The following is a 26992-nucleotide window of genomic DNA, read 5'->3' as shown; positions in this document are numbered from 1 at the left end:
GTGCTGAGCCACTTGCGTGGTCGCGGCGCCATATCACCACGATTACCCTCCTTCAATCAAGGGGTTGCCCGCCCATGATGCTTGCCGTCTGGATCGCCTCGATCAGCGCGGCCCGGTTGATGCGAGGGCGCTCGCCATCAAGCAGTTGTTGCCACAGCGCAATGGCCTGGCTGTAGCGGCCATGCAGGAAGTGATCGGAGGCGAGCAGCATCAGGGCACTCACTTCCCCCGCGTCCTGCTTGAGGGCGCTCTCCAGCAGGCGGGTTGCCTCGGGAGTCAGCTGCTGGCCTGCCTGATAGTAGAGCACGGTGGCCTGCGCGGCCTGGGTCGCTGCGCTGGCGCCCCCCTCCAGCAGCGCGAGACGCTGGTAGGCGAGCAGGGCGTTGTCATATTCGCCCCGATAGAGATAGAGCTGGCCGAGCGCCGCCCAGCTGTCGAGATCGGCGGGGTTGCGCTGAAGCTTCTGATGCAGACTCCCCAGCTCCTTGTCCTGCAGATCCCGCGGGCTCAACCCCGCCAGCGGATCGGGGCGCGACTGATAAGCCAGCCACGCCTGATAGCGGCCGCTGCTCAGATAGACAGCTGCAACGGCTACGAATGCCATGATGCCAAGCAGCAACAGGGCCCGCCCGTGCCAGTTATTGCGGCCGCGATTGTCATGCTGGTTGGCCAGTTGCGCGCGCAGGGCCAGCTCAGCCGCCGGGATGGCGCTGGCCAGGCGGGCGGCGCTCAGCTCCCTGTAGAGTGGCTGGTCTGGGGAGAGGCCCACTTGTTCTCCACGCATGATCAACAGATTCAATTCGCTGCGCGGATCGGCCGCGGGTTGATGGATTGACTCATCGATTGCCTTAACGACAGGGATGGGTTGCACCTTTGTGCGTGTCAGGCGGCGAAACAGGATCAACAGCGCCAGCCCCAACAGCAGCAGGGGACCGCCCCACAGCAGCGCCGTGCTGGCCTTGAAGGGGGGATCGTAGCGGACGAAATCACCGAAGCGCTCCGTCATGCGGGCGATCACCTGTTCATCAGACTGCCCCTCGTCCACCCAGCGGTAGACCTCTAGCCGCAGATCCCGGGCGATGGGGGAGTTGGACTCCACCAGGTTCTGGTTCTGGCACTGGGGGCAGCGCAGGGCGCGGGCCAGCTCTTGCGCCCGATTTTGCAGCTCGGGATGGCGAAATTGATAGGTATCGACCCCGCTGGAATATGCAGTTGCACTCAGCAGCATGCCGAGGGCCAGCAGGGCGCAAGCAAGAGAACGGCACATCATGGCTGTGTCTCCCGAGCTGATGTTGCAATAGACGGCGCAATAGATGGCGCAATCGCGGGTGCCATTGTGGCGGCCTTTATCTGCGCATCCGCTCGCGCCTTGTCGAGCAGGGGGGCAAACTGGCGTTGCCAGATCCCTTTGGTGAGTTCGCCGGTGTGGCGGGCGAGCAGGGCACCATCGGCATCAAACAGATAGGTCTCTGGCGTGCCGTAGACGCCGAGCTCAAGAGCCAATTTGCCGTCAGGGTCGGCCAGTACGGCGCGATAGGGGTTGCCCGCCTGGATAAGCCAGGCGCGGGCCGCATCCCCCTTGTCCCGGTAGTTGAGACCGTAGAGGGGCACGGTGCCCGCGAGCTCGCTGAGCAGCGGATGCTCGGCGCGGCAGTTGGCGCACCAGCTGGCCCAGACGTTAATGACAAAGGGCTCGCCCTTGAGGCTGGCAGTCTGGATCGGACTCCCATCCAGCAGATTGTTGCTTTGCCACGCAGGCAGGGTACGGCCGAGCGTCGCCTCATCCTGGCTGTAGGGATTGTTGCCAAGGCCGAGCCAGAGCAGGATGCCGAGGCTCAGGGTAAGGAGCAGTGGAAGAAAGAGGCGCAGGCGGGATCTCATAACGCCTCCTGTTCGAGCCGGGGATGGGAGGTGCCAACCGTAACGGAACGGGAGGCGAGCAAGGGGCGACGGGCGAGCAGACGCAGGGTGCCACCCGCCATCATCAACAGGCCGCCGAGCCAGATCCAGCGCACCAGCGGTTTGTAGTGCAGCCGCATGGCATAGGCATCTGGTCCCATCTTCTCACCCAGCACCACGTAAAGATCGCCGAGCATTCCCCACGCGATGCCCGGTTCGTTCATGTTCATGGTGCGCACGCTGTAGTGGCGCCGCTCCGGCGTCAGCCGCGCCACCTCTTTACCGTTCTTGTGCACGCTAAGCGTGATGCGCTCGGCGGTGTAGTTGGGGCCGATCACCGGCTCGCGCCCCTCATAGCGAAACTCGAACGCGCCGAGCTGGTAGGGTTGGTTGGCACTTAACACAGTGCCCCCCTCCTGACTGTGGTGACTCACCTGCGCGATGCCAAGGGCGCACACCGCCACCCCGAGATGGGCCAGCAGGCTGCCGAACCGATGGAGGGTGAGCTCGCGCAGCGACGTCGGTTGCAAGAGCGGGAGCAACAGACTGGCCATCAGCCAGAGGCTCACAATATTGGCGAGGATGCCAATCCAGCTACCGGAAAACGATCCCTGTTCCAGATAGGCAAGGCTAAGCAGCCCGCCGCCAAGCAGGCCAAACAGCGGCGGTAACAGCGCGTTGAGTCGGGAACCTGCGGCAAGCTGCTGCCAGCGCAGGCGCGGCAGCTGGGTCATCAGCGTCATCAGGCAGAGGGCCAGCGGCACGAAGATGGTATTGAAATAGGGGGCGCCCACCGAGAGCGAACCCAGATGAAGCGACTGGAACACCATGGGGTAGAAGGTGCCGAGCAGCACGCTGGCGCAGGCCACGCAGAGCAGCAGGATGGCGGCGCCGAGCAGCCCCTCTTTTGACAGCAAGCCAAAGCGGGCATAGGGAGCGCGAATGTCTGCGCGCAGGGCAAACAGGGTGAGGGCGCAGGTCAATAGCAAACCGAGCAGCAACAAGAGGGTGAGGCCGCGGCTGGGGTCCACCGCAAAGGCGTGCACCGAGGTGAGTACCCCGGAGCGCACCACGAAGGTGCCGAGCAGGCTCAAGGCGAAGGTGAAGATGGAGAGTAACAGCACGGCGTGGCCGTAGGCGCCGCGCTTCTCGCAGACAATCAGGGCGTGCAGCAGGGCAGTGCCGAGCAGCCAGGGCAAGAGGGAGGCGTTTTCTACCGGATCCCAGAACCACCAGCCGCCCCAGCCGAGCTCGTAGTAGGCCCACCATGAGCCCAGCACGATGCCGGCGGTGAGAAATACCCAGGAGCCGAGCGCCCAGGGGCGGCTCCAGTGAGCCACGGCGCCATCGAGCCGACCCGAGTGCAGCGCCGCCATGGCGAAAGCGAAGTTGACCGCAAAGCCGACGTAACCGAGATAGAGCAGGGGCGGGTGGATGATAAGGCCGATATCCTGCAGCATGGGGTTGAGGTCGCGCCCCTCCAGTGGTCCCGGGAATTGGCGGTCAAACGGGCTGGAGAAGATCAGGGTATAGAGGCCGAACAGGCCGACGATCAGCCCCATGATGGCCAATACCCGGGTTGTAATAAGCGGATCGACCCGCCTGGAGCAAAGGGCCACCAGAGCGCCCCACAGCCCCAGCGCAAAGACGAAAAAGAGCATGGAGCCTTCATGGCCGCCCCACACCGCCGCCAGCTTGAAGCCCAGGGGCAGGGCACTGTTGGCGTGCTGGGCCACATAGACCAGGGTAAAGTCATCGAGGCCAAAACAGCCGGCGAGCAGCAGCAGGGCGGCCAACAGCAGGAGCGCGACCAGGAGGGCCAGCGGTGTTGCGCAGCCGAGCAGCGGCCGTGAGGCGAGCCGCAGCCCCAGCCAGGGCAGCAGCCCTTGCAGCAGGGCGAGCCCGGTCGCCAGCAACAGTGAGAGATAGCCGAGCTCCGCCAGCACACAACCTCCAAATGCAATTAGAAATTAATTGAATTAATTACAAATTTCAGTCTTTCAACTCAGGCTCAGAAGGCGCTTCTGAGTAGACGTGGAACGTTTCCACAATGGTGCTTTGAGGAAACTCGCCTTTGAAATAGATCCAATGTTCGTCATCCGAAGGGACTGAGGGGGTATCAAGGCAATCATTGACTCGATAGATGGTTACGCCAGCTTTCTTTAATTCTGGGATGGACATTCGGATGACATGGCCGTTGGCAAACCTTCCATTTCCCAAGGCATAGCGTTTGGCTACTTCAAAATGCGGGGTTGTCGATATCCCTCCAGTTGGTTCACCATTCCCACCGTATTCGTGTGAGTGAATGCTATTGGTGATAGAGAGTCCGCATGTGAAATCTGAGTCTCCGCATTGAACTCTGTCATCACCAAACTCAGCGCCTTGCTCTGGATCATCCGATAGCGATTTGGGAACCATGGCATCGGTCACTGTCATATGGCAGTTGAACCCTCGATAAAGAAATTCCAACGTTGTTATCCCCATTTAGATTTCACTTGCGAATCAACGAGCCAGCGCCAGTCACCCGAAGGTGGCTGGCGCTGGTGATCATACCTTTAAACTACAGTCATCTGGCCGGCATAGAGCACGAAGTAGCGCAGCAGCAGGATCCCCACCAGAGTCAGGCTGCAGACCAGCACCAGATGGCCGTTTCGCTCCCGCAGGGGCGCCGGGGTCAGCAGAGCCAGCAGCTGGGGCAGCAGCATGCCGATGCCCACCACCCCGAGCCAGAACACCTGAGCCCAGAAACCGCTGCCGATGGCCGCCCACATCGCCACCTCTTTCTGGCCGCCACCGAAGTAGAGGCCGGTAAAGAAGCAGACCAGCAGCAACACCTCCACCGCCAGCACCGGCCGCTCGAAGCGATGCACGAAGCTCACCCCTTGGCTGTGATGGTTCTCCTTGAAGAGCGTCACCGCCAGCAAGATGGTGGAGGCGATGCCGGAGCTGATACCGGATACCAGAAACAGCACCGGCAACACCGGGTTGTTCAACAGCGGATAGGTCTTGAGGGCTGACAGCAGAAAGCCGGTGTAGGCCCCCAGTAGCACGGCGAGCAGCAGCAACAGCGGTGCCAGCAGCCGTTCGATGCGGGCGAGCCAGCCAATCAGCCCATCCACAAATGCGAACTTCTCTTTCAACAACCGGCTGCGCATTGTCTCGATCTCGGTGCGAAACACCACCGCCAGCCAGGCGAACAGCACCGCCATATAGAGCTGAAACAGCATGACCCCCATCGACATCACTGAGTCGAACTGGTAGTGGAACATCAGCTTCCAGAAGGTCCAGGGGCGGACCAGATGGAAGATAAGGATCAGTAACCCCAGGATCACGCTCGCTGGCGCCAGAATGGCGGTCGCCTTGATGATGCCGCTCTCGCTGCCGGCCCCCTTGCGGCGCAGCAGCACCGAGAGGGTGGTGGCCCCGGCGGAGATGCCGAGCAGAAAGAGATAGATGGCTATGGGCCAGTCCCAGACAAGGGAAGGGAAGTGAAATGCATCATGCCACATGGTCCATTCCTCCTTCTGTGACTGCGGTAGATAGCGATCGGGCAAATCCCCAGACAAGGGAGGGGAAGTGAAATGCCGCTTGTATGGTCATGACGTTATCTCCCCTTTGGGCACGCGGTACATCTTGGGGGAGGTGCCGAGCGCCTGCTTGTAGCGATAGGTGGTCTCCTTCACCAGCCGTTGGGCGATGGGGCTGTCCGGGTCATCCAGATTGCCGAACACCAGCGCCTTGGTGGGGCAGGATTCCACGCACGCCGGCTCCTTGCCTGCCGCCAGGTTGGTCTTGCGGCAAAAGTCGCATTTGTCCGCCACTCGGGTGACCGGGTTGATAAAGCGCACCTGATAGGGGCAGGCGGCGAGGCAATACATGCAGCCGACGCAGAGATCCGCGTCGACATCGACGATGCCATCCTCCTTGCGAATATGGGAGGCGCCGGTCGGGCAGACGTGGACGCAGGGGGCGTTGTCGCAGTGTTGGCAGGACTTGCGAAAGAAGCGGTACTCGGCGTCGGGAAATTCCCCGATGGGGCTTGAGCGGATGATCTCGAGGCGCGAGACCCCTTCTGGCACTTTGTTCACTTCCCGGCAGGCATCCATGCAAGCGGTACAGCCGATGCAGGCCGTCTCATCGTGGATCATGCCATAGCGGACCCCGTCTATGGTCTGGCTGTGGGCAAGGGGGGTGGCAAGGGTGCGAGTCGGCCCCGTCATCATGATAAGGGCCCCTGCGCCCATGCCCGCCATAAAGTCACGGCGAGAGCAGCTCATGATGCCTCCTTGCCGGTAGCCGGTTTGGACTGCTCCTGCCGGGCCTTGCTGGCCTCATGTTGCTTGCTGTGGCAGTCGACGCAGAGCTTGATGCGGGATTTTTCCGGGATCGCCACCATGGGCTCCTTGGCCGGATGCAACTGGTGACAGCTGGTGCAGGTGAGCTTGGTGGCGTGCACGTCGTGGGCCCAGAGCGCCTCGCGCAGCTCTTTAGGCTCGTGGCAGCTCATGCAGACTCCATTCTGCTCGCTGATGGGATAAAGCTTGATGCTCTCTTTATCCTTCAGGCTGTGGCTGAAGCGCATCACATCCTTGACCCCTTCCCGGTGCTGGGGGGAGGGCTGGCCGTGGCAGTTGGTGCAGGTGACAGGTGCCAGGTTGTTGGGATTGGTCGCCTGACCATGCTTGCCGTGCATCCCTTCGCTCTGCTCCTTGTGACAGTCGGTGCAAGCCTTGTCGGGATTGCGTAAAAATTCCACCTCATGTGTAGCTGGAACAGGGGCTGCTGCCGGCTCGGCCGCCTGACCCTGCAGGCTGGTGAGCAGCATGGCTGCCATCAGCATCAGTCGTAAAAAATCCATCGTTAAATCACCCATAGGAAGCCTCCATCCGCTGCGGGCCCGACTTGGCGCCGGACCCGCAGGCGCCGTTACTGTGCCAGCCGTCCGGCTGCTTTGGCCTCGGCATCCCAGGCGGGGACCGTGGTCTTGAGGAATTGGGCCTTGTCGCTGTTGAACTGCTTCATATCCATGCCAAGGGCGGCTTGCGCTTTCTCCTTGGTGGAGATGTCGGGGATGGCGATCTCGTGGCTGATCCCCTTGCTGGCCAACAGGCGCGCCAGCTTGGTGCGGGCGTCAGCGGCTTTATCCAGCGCGCTGCCAAGTACCTTGAGGGCCACTTCGGGGGCGTGCATCTGCACCCCGTGGGATGCGATGGCGTAGTCCCAGCGCCACTGGGCGTGACGGATGTCCTGCAGAATATCCTTCATCTCAGCCTCGGTGGCGCCGGCATCCCAGGCCGCCTTGGCTTCAAAGTGGGCGTGTACCAGCTGCTTCTCGACCTTCAGCTTGGTTTCGATTACCGCCTCTTTGCGCTGCTTGACGATCCCCTGCAGCATCTCCTTGCTCTGGGTATGACAGTTGCGGCAGGTCTGCTCGAAACGATCGAAGGGGTTCCCCACTTTGTGATCCGTGTAGACCTTGCCCTGCTCGTTCTGCACCTTGGGCATGTGGCAATCGACACAGGCGACGTTGTTCTGGCCGTGAATGCCGGCGCGCCAGGTTTCGTACTCGGGGTGCTGGGCTTTCAGCATGGGGGTTTTGGAGAGGGCATGAGTCCAGTCGGCAAAGCCGATTTCATCGTAATAGGCCTCCATCTGCTCCACCGTGGTGCCCTTGTCCCAGGGAAATTTGACCGCCTTGGTGGGGCCGCTGAAGTAGTACTCCACGTGGCACTGGCCGCACACCTGGGACTGCCGTTCAAAGCGCCCCTGCTCCTTGAACGGCTTGCCGATGGCTGTCATGGCCCGATCGGCATAGGGACGGGAGAGGTGCAGGGCCGGTTTACCCTCCTTGAACTCCTTCGAGGCGGTGTCGTGGCAGTCGGCGCAGCCGATGGTGTTGACTACTTCCGGCCCGCCCTTGGCCCACATCCCTTTGAAGTAGCCATCCTCACCCTGCTCGTCGATGACGCGGGCCACATCCGGGCCTTTGCAGCTCCAGCAGGCCATGGGCAGGGGGCCATCTTCGGCTGTTTTCGGGGCGCCGGTGCGCAGGGTTTCGCGCACATCGGTCAGGGCATAGAAGTGACCGCGCGGCTTGTTGTAATCCTTGGCGAAGGGGTAACCGCCCCACAGCACCACCATGTTGGGATCTTCCGCCAGCGCATCGGTGCGTTCCTTGCTTTCGCTGGTGGCTTGCCAGCTGGTGAACTGATCGGCGTGATCCTTGGCGAACAGCTCGCTGCGCGCCTCGATCTTGCCTTTGGGTTGCGTGTCATCGGCTGCCTGTGCCCAGCCGCTGGTGCCAAGGCTGGTAGTCAGCAGCAGGGCGGCGAGGCCCAGCTTGATCTGTCTGTTGCGTGAACTCACGATCATCACTCCCTAATCGATCTCATTGCCAGACCTGACAGTTCCATCCTGGATGTGGGCATTGGTTCGCCCCCGCCAAGCAGGAGCAGGCAGGCCGCTTCATTGTTATTAGTGAATAAAACCCATGTTTTTATGCGATTGCTCGAGTTGGATATTACCAAATGGGTAAAAAGAATGATGATTTATCAGAGGGGGGCTTGCGCTAGATCAATTACCGAGAGCACCAACAGACAGAAATGAGATCCCGGTTAAATTATTAAGAAAGTCAGAATATTGGAAGTGTAATGAGTCTCTGTGGCGGGACGGAGCGACACCTGAGGTATGCCTGTGTTATTTGGCAAGGCATGCAGGGTTATCTGTCATATCAATTATCTATTTATGGGTATAAAAATAATAAATGAATAAATATTCTTTTTTTGAGAGGGCTGTCGGTTACAGTCTGTACGGGCCGGGCGTTCCGCCGATGGGCGAGATGGTCGGCAACATCAATGAGAGAAGCCGGCAATGCCGGCTCCTCTCAGGTCTTATCGTGATCAGATACTGTTTGGGTTGCAGCCCCAAAGGCATGGTGGTGAACCAACGAATACCCCGGCTTCGGGGTTTACACCAGCGGATATGGTCACGCTCATCTTATGCCAGAGCCTGGGCCAGCAGATGAATGGGATGCTCGCAGCGGAAGCTGGTGCTCATCTCGATCTGCCATTTGCAGGTCTCGCAATCGGTGATCACCAGATCGGGGGAGAGGCGGTTGATTTGATCAAACAGCCCCTCGCCAATGGTCTGGCTGGTCTGGTAGTTTTCGGATTTGAAGCCGTAGGTGCCGGCGATGCCGCAGCACTGGGACTCCAGTACAGTCACCTTGACCCCGGGAATGGCGCGCAGCAATTCGAGGGTGTAGATGACGCCCCCCATCTTCTCCATGTGGCAGGGGGTGTGGTAGGCGATGTGCAGATTGAGCGGCTTCATCGCCGGTTTGTTGCCCTTGTAGAACTCGTTCCACAGGAAGCGGGTTACCAGGGAGATGCGATCCCGCACCTTGTGGTTGTCCTGCTCCAGCAGGTGGGGGTATTCGTCCCGCAGGGTGAAGCCACAGGTGGAGGAGGTGGCCAGCAGCGGCATCTCATTGCCCAGCAGGGAGTTCTCCATCTGCTTGATATTAAAGGCCGCCTGCTGCTTGGCCTTGTCCATGAAGCCGTTGGCAATGAGCGGTACGCCGCAGCACTTCTCCCGCTCCAGCAACTGCACGCCGATGTTCATGGCGTTGAGCACCTGCACCAGCTCCTTGCCAAGCTGAGGATGGTTGTAGTTGACATAGCAGCCGTGGAAATAGGCTATTTGGCGCTCATAACGGGCCTGCGCTTCTTTTTGCTTCTTGTACCAGCCGCGGAAGGTGCCCTGGGAGTATTTGGGCAGATCACGGTGGGATGAGACCCCCAGCGCCTTGTCCAGCACCAGCTTCATCGGCTTGAGGCCGGTGGTGAAGTTGACCACAGGCGCCATCAGGGTAGACATGCTGCCCATCAGATCGGTGTGGGAGAGTACGAACTCGCGGATCCCCGGTTTGAAACCGCTGTACTGATGCTTGGCCTTGGCAATGATGTCACCGATGCGCACCCCGCTCGGGCAGGCTACTTCGCAGCGCTTGCAGTTGGTGCAGTGCTTGAGGGCGCTGTCAAAGAGCTCCGGGCTCTTGATCCGCAGCCGCTCGCCATCCGGGCCCGCCTGTTTCGGGCCGGGGTAGGCGGGGTTGGCCTTGGCCACGGGGCAGTAGGCGGTACAGACGGTGCATTTGATGCACTGATCGAAAGTTTGGTTGGCGTGATCCAGTAGCATGTCAGTTCTCCTCCCGGCGATGATGAAGACACGGGATATGGGACGTAGTAATCATTGGGCAGCGCCCAGAATATGGCCGGCAGCCTGCCAGCCGGTGGCAACGGCAACACCGGAGCCGGAACCTTCACGAATTGGGTCGTAATGGGCCAAGACACTGCCCGCGCCATAGAGGTTGGTGAACGGCTTGCCACCACGCAGCACTCTGAGCTTGTCGTCGGTCTTGACCCCGAAGCCCATGAAGGGGTGGTGATCGAACAGGCGGCGACCGGCCCAGGCATCGCGCTCCTCCAGACTCAACACATCGGCATCGAAGATGGGTTCGCGAATGCCACGCAGACGGGACTCCAGCCCGCGGCTAAAGAAGCTGCCGGAGGCGAGCACGAAGTTGTCCGCTTCAAACAGCTGATCATCGCCATTCTGGGTGTGTACGCCGACCACCCGATCCCCCTCGTAACGGGCGCCCAGCACCCGCTCGCTGGTGAGGAAGGTGCCGCCAAGGGCCATGAAGCGGCGCTTGAGCGCCTCCTGCATCCGCATCCCGATCAGCGATGGTGGCATGGTCGCCACCTCCTTGATGGTGCAGCCGGTGCGCTGCTCCAGCTCCGCCAGACGCGGGCCAACCAGCCCCAGCGACAGGCAGGCGGGTAGCACGATATGGCGGCAGTCGGGCACGCCGCTCTCCTGCACCATTCGACTGATCTCGCTGGCCAGATCGGCCACCAGATGGTGCTTGTCACACAGGCGCGCGATGTCGGCAGAGCGAAACTCATGGGGATTGCGGCTGAATTCCGCCAGCTGGGGCAGGCGGATGTCACCAGTCAGAATGCGGCAGTGGGCAAAACGCGGATGGGTCGCCAGATTGGCCGCCGCCAGTGCCGGATGAAAGTCGCGAAAGCCCTCGAGGGTGGCCAGCAGTAGCACGTCCGGGATCGGTGCATCGGTGACGCAGGCGCAAGTATCGGGGGAGAGCCAGGTACGTTTGAGAGTGCCGATAGGGGTCAGGCGCTCATGGTTGGTCTCGTGGTGCACCAGCGGCAGCCCCTGCTCGGCGCAGTGGCGCTGCAGATCGGCCAGACTCGCCTCGATATTTTGCATTCCTACTTTGCTGTAGGGGTGATCCGGATGGGCTGCCATAAAGGCAGGCAGCGCAGCGCGGGGATCCCCCTCGCTTTCGAGCAGATCTACCGAGCCGGAGGAGAAGTGCAGGGCACTCTGGCCGGAGGCCATCAGCAGGGTCTTCTGGCCCGCCTCCACCAGCCGCAGGGCAGCCGAGAGTCCCGCCATGCCACCGCCGATAACGATATTGTCAAACTTCATGACGGCTCTCCTTGTGAGTGGTCTCGCTGGTTGGGTCGCGTGGGGTATCGGCGACCAGCTGTGGCGCCGTCCATTCCCCCAGGCCAAACAGCCCTTCGTAGATCCAGTAGGTGAACTCGGCCTCGCGCAAGGCATCGCCCCACAGGACGGGGCGGGTTCCCTTGTAACGCTCCTCGAGGAACTGGCGCAGCATGACGCAGGCCTGGCGACCGTCGGCCTTGCCGTACTCCTGCATCAGTCCGGCGGCGCGGTAGGCGCAGAGCTCCCCCTGACAGGGGCCCATGCCCAGACGGGTGCGGCGGCGCAGATCGATGAGGTTGTCCACATCGAGCTCGCGCAGGGCGTATTCGATTTCGCCCGCGGTGACCATTTCGCACTCGCAGATAAGGGCGTTGGCCTTGGGATTGTCACGGAAGAAGGCGATGACCCGCTCGCCGTGGCGGTATTGGGCGGAGCCTTCGACCGGCACCGAGAGACCGGGGGCGGAGACCTTCTCCGGATCCCGCGAGCCGGGCAGGCTCAGTTCGGCGGTCTGGCAGGGTTTGCTGTTACCGAGTTTCTTGGCCAGCAGATCGGTGGCCCACTCCGCCATCAGGCGGTAGGTCATCAGCTTGCCGCCGGTGATGGTGTTGAACCCCTTGAGACCATCGCGCTCGGCGTGATCCAGCAGCACGATACCGCGACTGATGTTGCGGCCGGTGTCGTCACCGTCCACCGCTACCAGCGGGCGCACCCCGGCGTAGGCGCGCAGCAGGCGGGTGCGGGCCATGATGGGAGCAAGCTTGATACCTTCGCGCAGCAACACTTCGACCTCTTCGGGTTCGACGGTGAGCTGGTCAATCTTGTTGTAATCGATGCGACTGGAGGTGGTGCCGATGAGGGAGATGGTGTCGCCCGGCACCAGAATGTCCGCATCCGCCGGTTTGCGGGCGCGGTTGAGCACCAACTGGTTGATGCGGTAATCCATGATGAGCAGGGAGCCCTTGGCCGGGAACATGCGGATGCCGAGATCGGCATATTCGCAAATTTGCTGGCCCCAGATGCCAGCGGCGTTGATCACCTCCTGACACTCCACCTCGAACGCTTCGCCGGTGCGGGTGTTGATCGCCTTGACCCCGTGTACCCGATCCTGAGTGCGCAAGAGCCCCAGCACCTTGCTGTGGGTGAAGATGCGGGCGCCGTGCTCTTTAGCGTCCAACACGTTGGCAGCGGCGAGGCGGAACGGGTCGACCGTGCCGTCCGGCACATGGATGGCGCCGATCATCGCCGGGTTGGCGTTGGGCTCCATGCGCAGGGCTTCACCGGGATCGAGCTGGCGGGTTTCGATACCGGCCAGGGCGCAGGCATCCATAAAGGTGGTTTGGAAATTGATGTCATCTTCCGGCAGGGTGAGGAAGAGGCCGCCCGTGTCTTCGACACAGTGGCTGGCAATCCGCTTGAGGATGCGGTTTTCCTGGATGCATTCGCGGGCGGACTCCTGATCCGTCACCGCGTAGCGGGCACCGGAATGGAGCAGGCCGTGGTTGCGGCCGGTGGTGCCGGCGGCGATATCATCGCGCTCGAGCAGGATGCAGTCGATGCCGCGCAGTGCGCAATCGCGCATGATGCCGGCCCCTGTGGCACCGCCGCCTATGATGACGACTTGTGTAGTTATTCTTTTCATTGTTGCCCGTCTCATCTCTTCCAGATGAGGCCAGTGTGGCCTACTTCTGAGTGGAAATGTTTGATATGGGCCAAATTTGCGCTCGCAAACGCTCATTTGCTCGCGCGTTAATGAGCATTGTGTGACATTTGTCACGCTTGTTATCGCATCGGTTTGTGGGCTGGTGGCGAATAACAGGCACAAAAAAGGGGCATCGGATGCCCCTTGTCACTGTTTGACGAGTCTGGTGGGTGTGTTAGGGGTCAGCCGCAGCACTTCTTGTGCTTTTTGCCGCTGCCACAGGGGCAGGGATCGTTGCGCCCCGCCTTGAGGGGCGCCGGATCCTGCTCTCCCTCGGTGTAGACCCAGCGGCCCTGATAACGCACGAAGCGGGAGCGCTCATGGAGGCAGTGGCGCTCATCCCCCTCCAGAAACCAGGCTTTGAACTCCACCATTCCGGTTTCATCCTCCGGGCCGCCCTGGCTGGCGATGATCTCGAGACCGTCCCAGCGGGTGTCGATGCGAGAGAGCTCTTTGGCGGTGAGGCCGCCAAGGTGGGCCGGGTGCCAGCTATGGACCAGATACTCCCCCAGACCAAGCACAAAAGCACTGTAGCGCGAGCGCATCAGCTGCTCCGGGGTGTCAGCCACCGCGCCACTGTGACGTGAGCCACAGCACAATTCGAGAGAAAGGGTTGAGCCGCAAGGACAAAGATTCATGATTTTCACGTTCTGGCCGATTTGTTTAAGGGAATTGTAACGAAAGCTGGGCTCGCCCTGCCAGCACCTATACTGATGGGTAAGCAAGGAATTCCAATAAAAACAGCTGCAAGGATGTGAAAGATGACGCTAAAACAGAAAATCCTGTTATTGGGTGCAGTACCCGTGCTGCTGATGGCCCTGGTGGTCAATCTCAGTAACTATATGGTCTCCAAGAGCGACCTAGAGTCTGAGCTGGTGGTGGCGAGGGAGAATGCCATCAAGGAGCGTAAAGCGCTGCTCAGCAGTTACATCATGATGGCCAAAACCGCCGTCGATGCCGTTTATGCACAGCCGGATTCTCCGGAAAATCGTCAGAAGGTCAAAGAGCTGCTCAGGCCGTTGCGTTACGGCAGCGATGGCTATTTCTTTGTCTATGACTTCGAGGGCAACACTATATTGCTGCCTACCCGTGCCGAGCTGGAGGGAAAAAATCGCTGGAACGACAAGGATGCCAAGGGCAAGTTGCTGATCCAGGACATTATCAAGGTGGCCCGTCAGGGGGATGGCTTTGCCGAGTACTGGACGGCCAAACCTTCCATTGGTCGTGATGCTCCCAAGCTCGCCTACAACATTGCGCTCGACAAATACCAGTGGGTTATCGGTACCGGTTTCTATATCGATGACATCGACAACGAGCTGGCGGCCCTGCGCGCCGAGCGCGAAAGCAATATGCACGAGTCGCTGCAGAGCAGTGTGCTGGTGATCTTGCTGATCCTGGGTGTCACCCTGGCGGCGACCGTGATCGTGGGGAATCGGGTTACCAAGCCGCTGGCTGATGCCGTGCTGGCATTGAACGATATTGCCAATGGTGACGGGGATCTCACCCAGCGCCTCAAGGTGCAGAGCGACGATGAAATTGGCCAGCTGGCCAGCGCCTTCAACCGCTTTGTCGAGCGGATCCAGTCGGTGGTGAGTCAGGTTGGCGAGACCAGTAACCATCTCTTCACCGCTGTTGACAAGCTGCACCATCTGAGCGAGCACTATGACCAGCAGATGCATGGCCATAGCCGGGAAACCGATCAGGTGGTGACTGCGGTGACCGAGATGAGCTCCACTGCCCAGGAGGTGGCGGCCAGTGCTTCCAATGCCGCGACAGCAACCAGTGATGCCGCCCGTGAGTCCGACGCAGCTCGTGGTGTGGTCAGTACGGCTATCAACAGCATCAACCGACTGGTGGGGGAGGTGCATACTGCTGCTGGCGTCATCGCACAGTTGGCCCAAGAGACCGCCAAGATTGGCTCGGTGGTGGAGGTCATTCGCGGCATTGCCGAGCAGACCAACCTGTTGGCGCTGAATGCCGCTATCGAGGCGGCCCGTGCCGGTGAGCAGGGTCGCGGCTTTGCGGTGGTGGCGGATGAAGTGCGTTCGCTGGCCGGTCGTACCCAACAGAGCACCAAAGAGATCAATGAGATGCTCCAGCGCTTGCAAGGGGGGGTGAAGCAGGCGGTGGATGTGATGCAGGCGAGCGAGGATCGCAGTCAGGAGACGGTGCAGGAGGCAAGCCATATTGCCAGCTCCCTCGACAGCATGGTGATGGCGGTCAGTACCATCAACGATATGAATATCCAGATCGCTACCGCCGCCGAAGAGCAGCATGCGGTGTCGGAGGAGATCAACAAGAACCTGGTAGCGATCCAGCAGATCGTCAGCGAGCTGACCGACGCAGCCATGGAGTCCAACAGCACCACCCGCGATCTGGCCAATACCGGCGACAAATTGCGCAAACTGGTATCGCAATTCCGTTATTGATCTTGTAATGGTCCGTGACGGCAACCACAAGATGCGGCCTGACCCCCGGTTCAGGCCGCACTTTATTTGGGGATTGACCAATAATGTGTGAAAATTGCCAGCCTCTTTTTTTCAGCCTTTGCCCCATACCCTATGAATGAGATCGTGAAAGGTAGTATCGATTTGATCCGGCAGCTCAACTACGGCCTGGTCTATGCCAGCCTGGAAGAGCACAAGGAGCTGTCGCGCACCGATCTCTCCCGCCTGACCGGCCTCTCGCCTGCCAGTATCACCAAGATCACTAGGGAACTGCTCGATGGGGGTCTGGTGGTCACCTGTGGTGAAAGTTCGGTGGGGCGTGGCCGTCGTCAGACCTTGCTGCGCATCAACGAGCGCCGCTTTCAGTTTCTCTCCATGCGTCTTGGCCGTGGCTACGTGGATATGGCGCTGTTTGATTTCTCCGGTCGCTCGCTGGCCCGCCAGCGCCACCTCTTTACCGAGGAGGAGCGCGCCGATCTGCTGGGCAGTCTGGTGCACGCCATCAAGGTGTTTTTGCCAAGAAAGTCCCTCAATCTGGCCTGTATCGCCCTCTGCCTGCCGGGCCAGGTAGAGCGCCACTCCGGCATGGTCAAGCACTTCCCCTTCTACGATCTGCGCAACTGGCCCCTTGGCCCGACTCTGCAACAGGCGTTCTCGGTACCTGTGCTGGTTAGCGGTGACGTGCGCACATGGATCCAGGCCGAGCGGGAGTGGGGGGCCGCCAAAAATTGCGCCGATGCGGTGCTGGTGTTTGTCCACAACGACATCGGGGTCGGCATGGTGGTCAATGGCCAGCTCATCGAGAGCGAGAATGCGCTGCTGGGGGATCTCAGCCACCTGCAGCTCGAGCCCTATGGCCAGCGTTGCTACTGCGGCGGTTTTGGCTGCGCCTGCACCCTGGTGACCAATCAGGCGCTGGAGGCGCAATACCGGGATCTGCGTGAGCGGATGCAGGAGCACGACTTGCCCGAGAGCGTCACCATCCGCGAGCTGTGCGAGCTGGCGCTGGCGGGCAACGGCCTCTGTCAGGATATTCTCCATCAGGCGGCGGGCCGCCTCTCCAAGGTACTCTCCAATCTCATCTGCCTGCTCAATCCGGGCAAGCTGCTGCTGGGGGGCGAGATCACTCGTGCCGATCGGCTGCTGTTCCCCATGCTGCACCAGTCGCTGGCCAGCCAGTTACCCGCCGAATATCTGGTGCGGCTGCAGATTGAATCGACCCACTTCTACGAAGATCCCACCAAGCCCACTTCGGTGCAGGTTCACAAGGCACTGCGCGATGGCAGCCTGTTGCTGGAGCTGCTGCGCAGCTGTCAGGAGTCGTAAGGCAAGAGGAGTTGGCACTGTGTCTGGCGAAAGGGGCAGGGATTGCTGTTCCGCCAGCGCGTAACTCGGTACAATCTTGCGCTTTTCCGGCAGACCCCCCTGTTTTCGGGCGCTTTTATAGCGCCGAGACATGTTGGCACCGTCGCCGTTCCTGTTTTGACTCCAGTTGTGAACCTAGATGAAGCCTGTTCCTGATCACGCCGTCAACCGCCTGCGGGCCTGGCGCAAGAGTATCTCTACCCGACCGTTTCTTGCCCGTGGCGGCACCCTGGTTCGCTGTCCGGCCTGTCAGCTGCGCGAGGATTGGTGTGCCTGCGAGTGGCGCCCCGAGCTCAAAGCAGAGGCCGGTTTCTGCCTGCTGATGTATGACAGCGAGCCGATGAAGCCCTCCAACACCGGTCGCCTGATCGCCGATGTGTTGCCGGATACCACCTGGGCGTTTCTCTGGTCACGTACCCAGCCCCATCCCGAGTTGCTGGCCCTGCTGGCCGATCCTGCCTGGCAGCCCTATGTAGTCTTTCCCGCTTGCGAGAAGGAGCCTGCCCGCCTGACCGGCGAGGTGACGTTGGCACCCGGCAAAAAGCCGCTCTTTATCCTGCTCGACGGCACCTGGCCGGAGGCGCGCAAGATGTTCAACAAGAGCCCCTATCTGGACGGTTTTCCTGTGCTCGCCATCAAACCCGATGCGCTCTCCACCTACGGCATGCGGGTCGCCAACAGCGAGGAGCACCTCTGCACCGCCGAAGTGGCGGCCTGTGTGCTGGAAGTGGCGGGAGAGCTCAAGGCGGGCCAGGCCCTGCAGCACTGGTTCAACTTGTTCAGCAGCCGCTACATGGCCGGTCGGGTCAGCCGTTTCCCCGGTGCCGATGAGGATCATCTCTGTGAGGCACTGGCGGCCATCAAGGAAGCGAACGTCGCTTCACCGGCTTGCTAACGGACACTTTGAGGGTTGGGCCAGGGACGTGCCCGTTCTAATTAATGAAAATCAGGAATCAATTGTCTGCCACTGTTTCGTTAGATTCATGGTCAGTGGCCCGCTAGGATAGCGAACAGCCTGTGCAGCCCCCCGCACAACGTCGCTTTGGTTAGCTCCGGTTGCTCGATCCTTCGGGCAACCCACTCTCGAGAGGTCTATGGATGGAATTGGAACTGGTTACCCTGTTTGCCCTGTTCGGTGTGGCGCTTGTCGCCGGCTTTATCGATGCCATCGCCGGTGGCGGTGGTCTGCTGACGGTGCCTGCTCTACTGGCGACTGGCATGCCCCCCGCGCTGGTGCTCGGCACCAACAAGCTGCAGAGCAGTTTTGGCTCCTTCTCCGCCACCTGGTTCTATGCCCGCAAGGGGTTGCTGGAGTGGGCCATGATCTGGCCTGCGGTGATCTGCACCTTTATCGGTGCGGCTATCGGCACGCTGGCGGTGCAGACCATAGACGCCGCCATTCTCGAGCGCCTGCTCCCTTTCCTGCTGATGGCTTTTGCCTGCTACTTCTACTTCTCGCCGCGGGTGAGCGATGCCGAGAGCTCCCGCCGTCTCACCCCCATGCTGTTTGCGCTGCTGGTGGGGGGCGGTGTCGGCTTTTATGACGGCTTCTTCGGGCCCGGCACAGGTTCGTTTTTTGCCATCGGTTTCGTGGCGCTGGCAGGTTTTGGCATGGCGCGGGCCACCGCCCACACCAAGCTGCTCAACTTCACTTCCAACATCGCCTCCCTGCTGTTTTTTGCCCTCGGTGGCAAGGTGGTGTGGAGTGTCGGCTTCTGTATGGCGCTGGGGCAATTTGTGGGCGCCCGTTTTGGCTCCAAAATGGTGCTGAAAAAAGGGGTGAAGCTGATCAAGCCGCTGCTGGTGACCGTCTCCCTGCTGATGTCCGCCAAACTGGTGTGGAGTCAGTATCCCGAGCTGTTTGCCTGGATCTGATGTGCGCCTTGCTTGCCGCATCGCAATTGTTAACGGGGCCCTTGGGCCCCGTTGTCATATCTGGTGTTTTACAGCGCTAGCGCGGTGTATCGCTGCAGTGGCGAAAGTGTTGGTGCAGGGCGCTCACCAGCCGGGCAATCCGCTCGCGCTTTAGGCTGTTTGGCCGGTAGACCAGATGCAGGGGGCGGCCCAGCCCGGGCAGTGGGCGTGCCATCTCCCCCTGTTCTCCCACCAGTCCCAGCAGGCCAGCGGGGAGCAGCACAGGGCCAATACCTGCCTTAGCGAGTTCGATGAGCGCCAGATAGGAGTCGAGCTCCATGGCGGGTTCCAGCCCCAAATCAGCCAGCGGTTCGCGCAGGTAGCGGTTGGAGGGGTTCTCCAGATCCATGGTGAGGATCTTGCACCTGCTTTCTGCGCTGGCTGGCGGCAGGCTCTGCTGCCCCTCGCCAACCAGATAGAAGGGCTCTTCCAGTAGCAGATCTGCGCCGAGGCCATGGCCGGGTGGGAGCCGACCGGCGCAGATGCCGAGCAGGGCATCACCGCTGCGCACCCGCGCCAGAATGACCGGCGTGTGGTGGGTAGAGAGGGCAAGGTGGGGATCGTGCTCCAGATAGTCGCGCATGAAGTGGGCGAGATAACCCGCCAGCAGGGTTTCGGAGCAGGCGATGGGGAGAGGACTCTGATCCGCCAGATCCTGACTATCGGCAAGCACCCCTTTCATTTCGGCCAGACTCGGGGCCACTCGCTCAAGCAGCTCCTTGGCCTGCGGGGTGAGGCGGATCTGGCGCCCCTCCGGCTCGATCAGCTTCTTGCCGAGGCGCTGCTCCAGCTGGGCAATCCGCTTGCTCACCGCCGACTGGCTGATATAGAGGCGACTGGCCACCTTGGCCATGGTTCCTTCACTTGCCAGTAGGCTCAGCGTCTCCAGCCCTTCCAGTAACATCTCGCCCCCTTGTTTATCGCCATCAGGATCGTCACAGATTGATCAGCGCTACCTTAGGGGCTGACTGGCTCAGGAGCAAGGGTCGTTTGCTGCCTTGGCCGGTCGAATGCGCCATTCGCTCAAGGGCGGCGCGAAGATCACCAGATTGCCGATCAGGCTCACCACCACTCCGGCCACCGAGACCGGCTGCCAGACAAAGCCTTCATAGAAGGTGGAGAGGGTAAGCGCCACCAATGGAAAGAGCACGGTGGCGTAGGAGGCCTTGCTGGCACCGATGCGCCCCACCAGCGTCAGATAGGCGGTAAAGGCGATCACCGAGCCAAACAGGGCGAGGTAGACCATGGCCACCAGATAGTGGCCATCGGTCGGCACCACCAGCTGTTGGCCTAGCAATATGACCCAGCCCAGCAACAGCACCACGCCGTAAACCATGCCCCAGGGCACCAGTTGCAGTACGTGGTAGCCATGGCGTTGGCCCCGTGCCGAGACCAGATTGCCCAGCGAAAAGCAGAGGGTGCCGCCGCAGGCGAGCAGCAGCCCCTTCCAGCCGTTTGCACCCAGTTGCGCATCCGCCAGCACCGGCCAGAACAGCAGCAGGGTGCCAAAGAGCCCCAGCAAGGAGCCTTGCAGCCAGCGCAGGGTGGGGCGCTTGTTCTCGAACAGCCAGAGGTTGAGGCCGTTGAAGATGCTGGCACTGGCAAAGATCACCGCCGACATGCCGCTCGGGATATAGCGGGTGGCGTGGTAGAAACAGAGAAAATTGGTGGAAAAGAGCAGGGCACCGAGCAGCGCCGCATAGCGCTGGCCATGCCACGGCAGGCGCGGAAAGCGGCCGCTGGCGGTGAGCAGGGCAAACAGTGCCACCGCAGCCAGCAGGAAGCGGTAGAGCACCGACACCTCGATGGGGATGGGGCCAAGTTGCCAGGCGATGGCAATCCAGGTGCTGCCCCAGATAAGCACGGTGGCAAGATAGAGCATCAGGTTCATCACTGTTCCGGTGAGTCAGGGAGAGATGACCCACTATGGGGCAAGCCCTGATGGCTGGATTGCACCATCTTGCGGTTTTTCATCGCCCTGCGCTGTCATCTGCGGGCGCGGTCGGTAAGATGGGTGGCAGCGACATAACACTTACACCGGAACAGGCGGCAGGGGCGAATGAAAACAGCAGGGGTATTTGATGCTCTGGTCAGCACCGGCGCCCGGCTGGACGACGCTTGCTGGCTCGAACCCGGGCTTGGCGTCGCCAGTTGGCGCAACTGCTATGACCAGACCCGCTATCACAAGCCGGGCCACCACACCCTGAGCGTCTATCTGCAAGGAGGCGAGCAGACCGAGCGACTCGATGGGCCGGGTGGCCACGGTGGCACCGGCAAGGTGTGCATCATGCCGGATCACCACAGATCTGAGTGGCTGGTGCGCGAAGAGTTTCGCTTCTTTCATCTCTACTTCACCCCGACTCACCTCACCCGTATCGCCGAGGAGGTGTGTGACAAGGAGGGGCGCCACCTGCAACTGGTGGACAAGACCTTTATCGACGATCCGCAGGCGGCTTCGCTGGTGCAGCGCCAGTTGATGCAGCTTCAGTGGCAGCAAGGGGTCGATCGGTTGGCACTCTCCCACGGCGCCTGGATGTTGATCCTCCACGCCTATCGCCACCACACCGAGGAGGCTCCCGGTCTGCCGCCTCTGCGCGGCGGGCTGGCGCCTGTGGTGATCAAGCGGGTGCAGGAGTATCTGCAGGCCCATCTGGCCGATTCGGTCACGCTGGCAGAGCTGGCCCAGCAGGCGGGGCTGAGCGAGTATCACTTTGCCCGCATGTTCGGCCAGAGTCTCGGCTGCCCGCCCCACCGTTACCTGCTGGGGCTGCGGCTCAAACGGGCCAAGCAGCTGTTGACTGGCCCCGAGCCGCTGGCCAGCATCGCCAGTCAGTGTGGCTTCTCTTCCCAGGCCCATTTCGGCAATCGTTTTCGCGAGGCGTTTGGTTTGACGCCGGGGCAGTGGCGGGCGCAATTGTCATCTTCCCGTCACAGATAAGCCTGAGACTTTGGGCAAAAGAGGTGTACTCTCTACCACTTATCCATTGAAAGGAATGCCCATTGAATTATCGCAAACGTCAAATCCGTACCCGTCACCTTTGGTTCAGCCACTGGAATGCCCCGCAAGATCGCACCGCTGTCGTCACCCCTCCCGAACCTGCAGTGCCTCACAGTTCACGTTGAAAAAGCCCGGCTGCCGATAGGATTTTCCAGTTAACTTTGCCACTATTGCTCAATCTGAGTGACGTGGACATTGCAGGATGTTTCTGGAACGTATTGAAGTAAAAGGTTTTCGCGGTATAAATCGTCTTTCGCTCGGGTTGGATCACACCACAGTGCTGATTGGCGAGAATACCTGGGGCAAGTCGAGCCTGTTGCGCGCGCTCTGGTGTCTGCTGGGGCAAAATGCCGAGCCCTATCAGTTCACCGCCGATGATTTTCACCAACCGGAAGATCCCGAGCTGGCCCCTTCGCGTCATCTGCAACTGGTGCTCACCTTCAGTGAGCACAGACCCCAGATGTGTCAGCACTCCCGTCGGCTGGCCCGTCTTTGCCCCTCCTGGGTGCTGCACAAGGACAAATTCCACCGCATTCACTATCGCGCCAGCGCCGAGCTGCAGGCGGATGGCTCTGTGCTCACCATTCACGATTTTCTCGACGGGGTAGGCAAGAGCTTGCCCATCGCCAATACCCACGAGCTGGTCTGCATGCTCATCACCATGAACCCGGTGTTCCGGCTGCGGGACGCTCGCAGTGCCCGCAACGGGGTGGAAACCCTGCAGTGGGGAGATCTCTCGGAGCACAGACTCAGTGAACTGGCCGACAAGCTGATCGATGAGCCCCAGCGCATCGGAGAGCCGGAGTTGAAGGAGGCGCTGCAAGCAGTGCGCCAGCTGATGGATCACTATTTCAACGCTCTGGCCCCCATCAAGAACAAACCGCGCAGCCAGCGTGACATCATCAATCGTCCCATGACGTTGCGCAATCCTGGCAACCTGCACACCCTGCTGCGCCATGCCGATAACCGCACCCTGCAACTGGCGATGGCCGGGATGGCGGCGACCCTGCTGCAGGCGCGAGGCAATCGCGAGCTGGAGGAGGGGGCTCGCCCCATCATGATCCTCGAAGATCCTGAGAGCCGCCTGCACCCCACCATGCTGGCGCTGGCGTGGGGATTGCTCGAACAGCTGCCGGGTCAGAAGCTGCTCACCACCAACTCGGGAGATCTGCTCTCTTCCCTGCCGCTCAATCAGGTGCGGCGGCTGGTGCGCCGTCAGCAGGATATTCTCTGTCACCAGCTGGGCGGCGAGCGTTACAGCAGTGACGATCTGCGCAAGATCGCCTTCCACGTGCGGATCAACCGCCCCATGTCGCTGTTTGCCCGCTGCTGGCTGCTGGTGGAGGGGGAAACCGAGATCTGGCTGCTCTCCGAGCTGGCCCAGATCTGTGGCTACAGTTTGCGGGCCGAAGGGGTGCGGATTATCGAGTTTGCCCAGTGCGGCCAGTCACCGCTGATCAAGGTGGCGCGGGATTTTGGTATCGAGTGGCACCTGTTGACCGATGGCGACGAGGCGGGGCTCAAGTATGCTGCTTCGGCCCGGGGCCAACTCAAAGGGGAGCGGGAACGGGATCGGTTGACTCAGTTGCCAGCCTCTGACATTGAACATTACCTCTATCACAATGGTTTTGAAGCCGTGTTCCGGCGGGAAGCAGGGGTGGGCGGACGAGCCATGTGGAGTGCCAGTCATATCATCAATAAGGCGATTCATCATCGCAGCAAGCCGGGGATGGCGCTGGCGGTGGTGGAAGAAGCCGAGCGGCTTGGTGCCGAGCATATTCCTCCCGTGCTGCGTCAGATGTTTGCGCGGGTAGTGGCACTGGCTCGCGGTCAGGTGTGAAGTCGGTGTGATAATGGGCCTGTCGGCAGCATCATGACCTTCGGGGCATCTGCTCATTTTTTGCCGGTCTGTTTGTCGTGATTGGGGATAGCCGCAGGTTTGGGTATACTCGCCCACTCTTCTCCGGCGCCCCGGTGGCGCCCCCGAATTCTTGCTGCTGGAGGCGTCATGTTCGTCCAACTCCCACTTTGGCTCTTTCCCCTTACCGGCTTGATGGCGCTTGGTGCCCTCATTGCCCTCGGTATCGTGTTGTGGCGCGGTGATATCTGCCCTGGCCAGCGCTCACGCATCACTCAGCAGCTCTTTTCCATCTGGGTAATTACCGCGCTCTCCTTGATGCTGGCGGTAGAGGCCAAGGCGGCCAGTTGGCTGATCTGGAGTGGTGGTGCCGCACTGGTGCTCGGGGTCGGCTTGTCGCTGGCCCAGTCACGGTTGGAGGGCAAGCGTGCAGTCCCCTCAACGCTGCTCTGGTTGCCGGCGTTGCCACTCGCTGTTTATGGCTTCGGGCTGCTGCAGCTGCAGGGCTGGGTGAGCGGTTTATTGCAGATGGTGATGCTGGGAGCTGCCTTTGCTCACCTGATGCTGTTGCGAGCCCGTCACCGCCTCAAGGCGTTTAATACTCTTCTGCCGCTGGCTGCGCTGGCGGGCGCCATGGCCAGCCTTATCTGGCTGGCCGTGCTGGTGGGCTGGCAAGGGGCTGAAGCCAATCTCGATGATCTGATCCCGGCGGTGGTGACACAGGCTGCCTTGTTGGTGGCTTCCCTGCTGCTCTGGTTCAGCCCGCTCTACTTGCAGCGTGATACCGCGCCTGTGGTGGTTTCCACTTCCCTGTGTGGCCTGCTTATCGCCCAGATCGCCGCTACCAGCGTGCTGTACCAGCTGATCTGACACTGGTACTGAAAAGAGCAAGCCCCGAGCCAAGGCCCGGGGCTTTTTCATATCTGACTCTCGAGAATCAATAGAAGTCATCGGCCCCGCAGATAAACAGGCAACTGCTGCGTGGCTGGGCCAGATACTCTCTGGTCAACCCTTCCAGTGGCATGCCGAAAGTGCAGATATCTTGCGGTGAGGGGAGGGCGGTATCGAGGATCCGCCGCCAGTAGCCGCCAACTCCCTTGGGCGGGCTGGGCAGGTTGAAGGTGAGGGGCTCCCAGTAGGCGTTAAACAGTACGTAAAGGGCCAGTCGGGTTTCGCTTGACAGGGCCGACATGGCGATGGCATGGGAGTGGGGACTGAAGTCTGGCTGCATGGCATTGACTCCGTGCCAGCAGATCTCGCTGTGCCGCAGGATTTCGGTGAGCGACAGTGGCATGCTCTCCTGCTCCGGGCGCTGGAACAGATGTTTGCGATATTGGATCAGCTCCTTCATGAAGCGGAACATCTCCTGGCTGCGGGGAGTTGGTTGCCAATCCATCCAGCAGGTCGCGTTGTCCTGACAGTAACCGTTGTTGTTGCCGTGCTGGGTGCGCAGCAGTTCATCCCCCATCAACAGCATCGGGGATCCCACCGATAACAGGGTTGCCACCATCATGTTCTTGGCTTGGCGCGTGCGCAGGGCATTGATCTGGGGATCGTCCGTTACCCCTTCATGGCCGTGGTTCCAGCTGAAGTTGTGATCACAGCCATCACGGTTCTGCTCGCCATTGGCCTCGTTATGCTTGTTGTTGTAGCTGGCCCAGTCCCACAGGGTAAAGCCGTCGTGGCAGGTGACGAAATTGATGCTCTTCTCGGGATCGGCGTGGTGATAGTGGTAGATGTCGGGGCTACCGCACAGCCGTTCGACAAAGGCGGTGACGCTGTTGTCATCCCCGCGCAGAAACCGGCGTACGTCGTCCCTGAACTGGCCGTTCCACTCACGCCAGCGGGCGCCGGCGAGTGATCCCACCTGATAGAGCCCCCCTGCATCCCAGGCCTCGGCGATCAGCTTGATATCGGCGATGTTGGGGTCGGTATCTATGGTGCGCAGGGTCGGGGCATTGGCCTGTGGCTGGCCCGATTCATCCCGCGACAAAATGGCAGCCAGATCAAACCGGAAGCCATCGACGTGCATCTCCTGGCGCCAGAAGTGCAGGCTGTCCATGATCATCCGCAGTACCACCGGGTGTGCGCCGTTGAAGGTGTTGCCACAGCCCGAGTAGTTGGTGTCCTTCTGGTTGTTGTCGAGGATGTAGTAGGCCTCGTTGTCGATGCCGCGAAACGAGAAGGTGGGGCCATCATCTCCCCCCTCGGCGGTGTGGTTATAGACCACATCCAGGATCACCTCGATATTGGCCCTGTGCAACGCCTTGACCATATCGCGAAATTCGGTCAGCGGATCATCGCCACAGGCGTACTGGGCATGGGGGGCGAAAAAGGACATGGGGCTGTATCCCCAGTAGTTGGATAGCCCCCTGGGAGCATCCTGAGGATCGAACTGAAACACCGGCAGCAGTTCAACGGCGGTGACTCCGAGAGATTGCAGATAGGGGATCTTCTCAATCAATCCAAGATAGGTGCCCCGCAATGCAGGATCAACCCCGGAGCTCGGGGAGTTGGTAAACCCCCCCAGATGGAGTTCGTAAATCACCGAGCGGGAGAGAGAGTGAGCAGGCAGTTTGTCTCCTTCCCAGTTGTAGTGGCGGGTATCGACTACCCGATTTTTGGCGCAGCAAGCCATATTGCTGCCGGGGCGTGCAGCCGCCCATCGGTCATAGTTGGGGCCCAGTTCAATACTGCGCCCATAGGGATCGAGCAGAACCTTGTCACCATCAAAGCGGGTGCCACAATAGGGACGCCATGGTCCCTGGATACGGTAGGCGTAGCGTTGCCCGATGGGGAGTCCTTCAATATGGATATGCCAGTAGTAGGCAGTTCGGTTGAAACGGGGGGAGAGGGGAATTACCTCGGGACTATCATCTTCGGCACTGGAGAAAAGCAGCAGCTCTACCCGGCTGGCCAAGCGGGCCCAGATGGCGAAGTTGACGCCGCGGTTGTCGGGTGTCGCCCCCAACTGACGGCAGTGACCGGCGGAGATGCGCATATCATACCTACCCAAAATGAGGAGTGTTCATCTCACTGAGTGTAGTGCCTGGTATGTGGCTTTGACTCTATTGCCTGAAAAAACAGCATGATGCTGCTAATGTCCTCACTCTCTGTCTGATTAATCTACGAATAAACTTTTTTTGAGATATTTACTTGCAATCTGTGCGCTGGCGCCTATTATTGGCGACCTCAGACGCGGGGTGGAGCAGCTCGGTAGCTCGTCGGGCTCATAACCCGAAGGTCGTCGGTTCAAATCCGGCCCCCGCAAC

At 60.7% G+C, this 26992-nt stretch carries 22 protein-coding genes and 1 tRNA gene; 8 read left to right on the top strand and 15 right to left on the bottom strand.

The genetic code is table 11. The features are described from left to right. Positions 1 to 52: 52 nt before the first annotated feature. From nrfF to G5380_RS07630, 12 genes are all read right to left on the bottom strand, one after another. Positions 53 to 1270 carry a heme lyase NrfEFG subunit NrfF gene (nrfF, locus tag G5380_RS07685; RefSeq protein ID WP_421352603.1) on the bottom strand — a complete coding sequence of 406 codons (1218 nt, stop codon included), beginning with the start codon at positions 1268 to 1270 and terminating at the stop codon, positions 53 to 55. Continuing rightward, a complete protein-coding gene (locus tag G5380_RS07680) occupies positions 1267 to 1881 on the bottom strand; it encodes a DsbE family thiol:disulfide interchange protein (protein ID WP_368225333.1) in 615 nt (204 codons plus the stop codon). Before G5380_RS07680 ends, nrfF begins: the two co-directional genes overlap by 4 nt. Continuing rightward, complete coding sequence (gene nrfE / locus G5380_RS07675; RefSeq protein WP_421352602.1) at positions 1878 to 3845, bottom strand: heme lyase NrfEFG subunit NrfE; 1968 nt, start codon at positions 3843 to 3845, stop codon at positions 1878 to 1880. The genes G5380_RS07680 and nrfE overlap by 4 nt, the downstream gene beginning before the upstream one ends. A 46-nt stretch (positions 3846 to 3891) precedes the next feature. After that, positions 3892 to 4335, bottom strand: a complete 444-nt coding sequence (locus G5380_RS07670; protein ID WP_421255417.1) for a hypothetical protein — start codon at positions 4333 to 4335, stop codon at positions 3892 to 3894. Between the two features lie 119 nt (positions 4336 to 4454). Continuing rightward, positions 4455 to 5408 (bottom strand): cytochrome c nitrite reductase subunit NrfD, encoded by a 954-nt coding sequence (gene nrfD, locus G5380_RS07665; RefSeq protein ID WP_421352601.1) that lies wholly within the window; start codon positions 5406 to 5408, stop codon positions 4455 to 4457. An 87-nt stretch (positions 5409 to 5495) separates the two neighbouring features. Then, entirely contained in the window at positions 5496 to 6176 is a 681-nt protein-coding gene (nrfC, locus tag G5380_RS07660) for a cytochrome c nitrite reductase Fe-S protein (protein WP_103251173.1), read from the bottom strand. After that, positions 6173 to 6772, bottom strand: a complete 600-nt coding sequence (gene nrfB, locus G5380_RS07655; protein WP_159143806.1) for a cytochrome c nitrite reductase pentaheme subunit — start codon at positions 6770 to 6772, stop codon at positions 6173 to 6175. The genes nrfC and nrfB overlap by 4 nt, the downstream gene beginning before the upstream one ends. Before the next feature lie 53 nt (positions 6773 to 6825). Further along, on the bottom strand, positions 6826 to 8271 hold the full coding sequence (nrfA, locus tag G5380_RS07650; protein WP_421352600.1) for an ammonia-forming nitrite reductase cytochrome c552 subunit: 1446 nt from the start codon (positions 8269 to 8271) through the stop codon (positions 6826 to 6828). Positions 8272 to 8895: 624 nt separating this feature from the next. Continuing rightward, a complete protein-coding gene (gene glpC / locus G5380_RS07645) occupies positions 8896 to 10098 on the bottom strand; it encodes an anaerobic glycerol-3-phosphate dehydrogenase subunit GlpC (RefSeq protein WP_040069181.1) in 1203 nt (400 codons plus the stop codon). A 51-nt stretch (positions 10099 to 10149) separates the two neighbouring features. After that, the gene (gene glpB / locus G5380_RS07640; protein WP_421352599.1) at positions 10150 to 11415 is read right to left on the bottom strand and encodes a glycerol-3-phosphate dehydrogenase subunit GlpB; all 1266 of its coding nucleotides are present in this window, start codon (positions 11413 to 11415) and stop codon (positions 10150 to 10152) included. Then, a complete protein-coding gene (glpA, locus tag G5380_RS07635) occupies positions 11405 to 13078 on the bottom strand; it encodes an anaerobic glycerol-3-phosphate dehydrogenase subunit A (protein WP_150389008.1) in 1674 nt (557 codons plus the stop codon). The genes glpB and glpA overlap by 11 nt, the downstream gene beginning before the upstream one ends. Before the next feature lie 242 nt (positions 13079 to 13320). Then, a complete protein-coding gene (locus G5380_RS07630; RefSeq protein ID WP_421209284.1) occupies positions 13321 to 13776 on the bottom strand; it encodes a YchJ family protein in 456 nt (151 codons plus the stop codon). A gap of 123 nt (positions 13777 to 13899) precedes the next feature. Here G5380_RS07630 and G5380_RS07625 point away from each other — a divergent pair, with 123 nt between their 5' ends. The 4 genes from G5380_RS07625 to G5380_RS07610 all read left to right on the top strand — a co-directional run bounded on the left by G5380_RS07625 (position 13900) and on the right by G5380_RS07610 (position 18825). Next, positions 13900 to 15567, top strand: coding sequence for a methyl-accepting chemotaxis protein (locus G5380_RS07625; RefSeq protein ID WP_103251177.1), 1668 nt, complete (start codon positions 13900 to 13902; stop codon positions 15565 to 15567). A 132-nt stretch (positions 15568 to 15699) separates the two neighbouring features. Continuing rightward, positions 15700 to 16911, top strand: coding sequence for an ROK family protein (locus G5380_RS07620; RefSeq protein ID WP_421352598.1), 1212 nt, complete (start codon positions 15700 to 15702; stop codon positions 16909 to 16911). Positions 16912 to 17089: 178 nt separating this feature from the next. Further along, a complete protein-coding gene (locus G5380_RS07615; protein ID WP_421352597.1) occupies positions 17090 to 17845 on the top strand; it encodes a tRNA-uridine aminocarboxypropyltransferase in 756 nt (251 codons plus the stop codon). Positions 17846 to 18048: 203 nt separating this feature from the next. After that, positions 18049 to 18825: a TSUP family transporter gene (locus tag G5380_RS07610; RefSeq protein WP_199415461.1), complete on the top strand. Its 777-nt coding sequence runs from the start codon at positions 18049 to 18051 to the stop codon at positions 18823 to 18825. A 76-nt stretch (positions 18826 to 18901) separates the two neighbouring features. Here G5380_RS07610 and G5380_RS07605 read toward each other — a convergent pair whose 3' ends face one another. Further along, positions 18902 to 19768 carry a LysR family transcriptional regulator gene (locus tag G5380_RS07605; protein WP_421209285.1) on the bottom strand — a complete coding sequence of 289 codons (867 nt, stop codon included), beginning with the start codon at positions 19766 to 19768 and terminating at the stop codon, positions 18902 to 18904. A gap of 69 nt (positions 19769 to 19837) precedes the next feature. Then, positions 19838 to 20755, bottom strand: a complete 918-nt coding sequence (locus G5380_RS07600; RefSeq protein WP_421209286.1) for a DMT family transporter — start codon at positions 20753 to 20755, stop codon at positions 19838 to 19840. 168 nt (positions 20756 to 20923) lie between these two features. Here G5380_RS07600 and G5380_RS07595 point away from each other — a divergent pair, with 168 nt between their 5' ends. The 3 genes from G5380_RS07595 to G5380_RS07585 all read left to right on the top strand — a co-directional run bounded on the left by G5380_RS07595 (position 20924) and on the right by G5380_RS07585 (position 24590). Continuing rightward, the gene (locus G5380_RS07595; RefSeq protein ID WP_421209287.1) at positions 20924 to 21802 is read left to right on the top strand and encodes a helix-turn-helix domain-containing protein; all 879 of its coding nucleotides are present in this window, start codon (positions 20924 to 20926) and stop codon (positions 21800 to 21802) included. Positions 21803 to 22064: 262 nt separating this feature from the next. Then, entirely contained in the window at positions 22065 to 23702 is a 1638-nt protein-coding gene (locus G5380_RS07590) for an ATP-dependent endonuclease (protein ID WP_421209288.1), read from the top strand. A gap of 168 nt (positions 23703 to 23870) precedes the next feature. After that, the gene (locus G5380_RS07585; RefSeq protein WP_151285685.1) at positions 23871 to 24590 is read left to right on the top strand and encodes a hypothetical protein; all 720 of its coding nucleotides are present in this window, start codon (positions 23871 to 23873) and stop codon (positions 24588 to 24590) included. A gap of 67 nt (positions 24591 to 24657) precedes the next feature. On the opposite strand, the gene glgX is transcribed toward G5380_RS07585, so the two are convergent. Beyond that, the gene (gene glgX, locus G5380_RS07580) at positions 24658 to 26721 is read right to left on the bottom strand and encodes a glycogen debranching protein GlgX (protein WP_421209289.1); all 2064 of its coding nucleotides are present in this window, start codon (positions 26719 to 26721) and stop codon (positions 24658 to 24660) included. 196 nt (positions 26722 to 26917) lie between these two features. Here glgX and G5380_RS07575 point away from each other — a divergent pair. Further along, positions 26918 to 26991 (top strand) — tRNA-Met (locus G5380_RS07575). The last annotated feature ends 1 nt before the right edge of the window (position 26992 follow it).

The sequence above is a fragment of the Aeromonas sp. 604443 genome, assembly GCF_049170315.1.
GTDB classification, from domain to species: Bacteria; Pseudomonadota; Gammaproteobacteria; order Enterobacterales; family Aeromonadaceae; genus Aeromonas; species Aeromonas veronii_A.
This window is presented reverse-complemented; position numbering and strand designations above follow the sequence as displayed.

Excerpts from the sequence above, each read along its gene's own strand:
- nrfF (WP_421352603.1), bottom strand. The coding sequence starts at position 1,270 with ATGATGTGCCGTTCTCTTGCTTGCGCCCTGCTGGCCCTCGGCATGCTG.
- G5380_RS07680 (WP_368225333.1), bottom strand. The coding sequence starts at position 1,881 with ATGAGATCCCGCCTGCGCCTCTTTCTTCCACTGCTCCTTACCCTGAGC.
- G5380_RS07670 (WP_421255417.1), bottom strand. The coding sequence starts at position 4,335 with ATGACAGTGACCGATGCCATGGTTCCCAAATCGCTATCGGATGATCCA.
- nrfD (WP_421352601.1), bottom strand. The coding sequence starts at position 5,408 with ATGTGGCATGATGCATTTCACTTCCCTTCCCTTGTCTGGGACTGGCCC.
- nrfC (WP_103251173.1), bottom strand. The coding sequence starts at position 6,176 with ATGAGCTGCTCTCGCCGTGACTTTATGGCGGGCATGGGCGCAGGGGCC.
- nrfB (WP_159143806.1), bottom strand. The coding sequence starts at position 6,772 with ATGGGTGATTTAACGATGGATTTTTTACGACTGATGCTGATGGCAGCC.
- nrfA (WP_421352600.1), bottom strand. The coding sequence starts at position 8,271 with ATGATCGTGAGTTCACGCAACAGACAGATCAAGCTGGGCCTCGCCGCC.
- glpC (WP_040069181.1), bottom strand. The coding sequence starts at position 10,098 with ATGCTACTGGATCACGCCAACCAAACTTTCGATCAGTGCATCAAATGC.
- glpB (WP_421352599.1), bottom strand. The coding sequence starts at position 11,415 with ATGAAGTTTGACAATATCGTTATCGGCGGTGGCATGGCGGGACTCTCG.
- glpA (WP_150389008.1), bottom strand. The coding sequence starts at position 13,078 with ATGAAAAGAATAACTACACAAGTCGTCATCATAGGCGGCGGTGCCACA.
- G5380_RS07630 (WP_421209284.1), bottom strand. The coding sequence starts at position 13,776 with ATGAATCTTTGTCCTTGCGGCTCAACCCTTTCTCTCGAATTGTGCTGT.
- G5380_RS07625 (WP_103251177.1), top strand. The coding sequence starts at position 13,900 with ATGACGCTAAAACAGAAAATCCTGTTATTGGGTGCAGTACCCGTGCTG.
- G5380_RS07620 (WP_421352598.1), top strand. The coding sequence starts at position 15,700 with ATGAATGAGATCGTGAAAGGTAGTATCGATTTGATCCGGCAGCTCAAC.
- G5380_RS07615 (WP_421352597.1), top strand. The coding sequence starts at position 17,090 with ATGAAGCCTGTTCCTGATCACGCCGTCAACCGCCTGCGGGCCTGGCGC.
- G5380_RS07610 (WP_199415461.1), top strand. The coding sequence starts at position 18,049 with ATGGAATTGGAACTGGTTACCCTGTTTGCCCTGTTCGGTGTGGCGCTT.
- G5380_RS07605 (WP_421209285.1), bottom strand. The coding sequence starts at position 19,768 with ATGTTACTGGAAGGGCTGGAGACGCTGAGCCTACTGGCAAGTGAAGGA.
- G5380_RS07600 (WP_421209286.1), bottom strand. The coding sequence starts at position 20,755 with ATGAACCTGATGCTCTATCTTGCCACCGTGCTTATCTGGGGCAGCACC.
- G5380_RS07595 (WP_421209287.1), top strand. The coding sequence starts at position 20,924 with ATGAAAACAGCAGGGGTATTTGATGCTCTGGTCAGCACCGGCGCCCGG.
- G5380_RS07590 (WP_421209288.1), top strand. The coding sequence starts at position 22,065 with ATGTTTCTGGAACGTATTGAAGTAAAAGGTTTTCGCGGTATAAATCGT.
- G5380_RS07585 (WP_151285685.1), top strand. The coding sequence starts at position 23,871 with ATGTTCGTCCAACTCCCACTTTGGCTCTTTCCCCTTACCGGCTTGATG.
- glgX (WP_421209289.1), bottom strand. The coding sequence starts at position 26,721 with ATGCGCATCTCCGCCGGTCACTGCCGTCAGTTGGGGGCGACACCCGAC.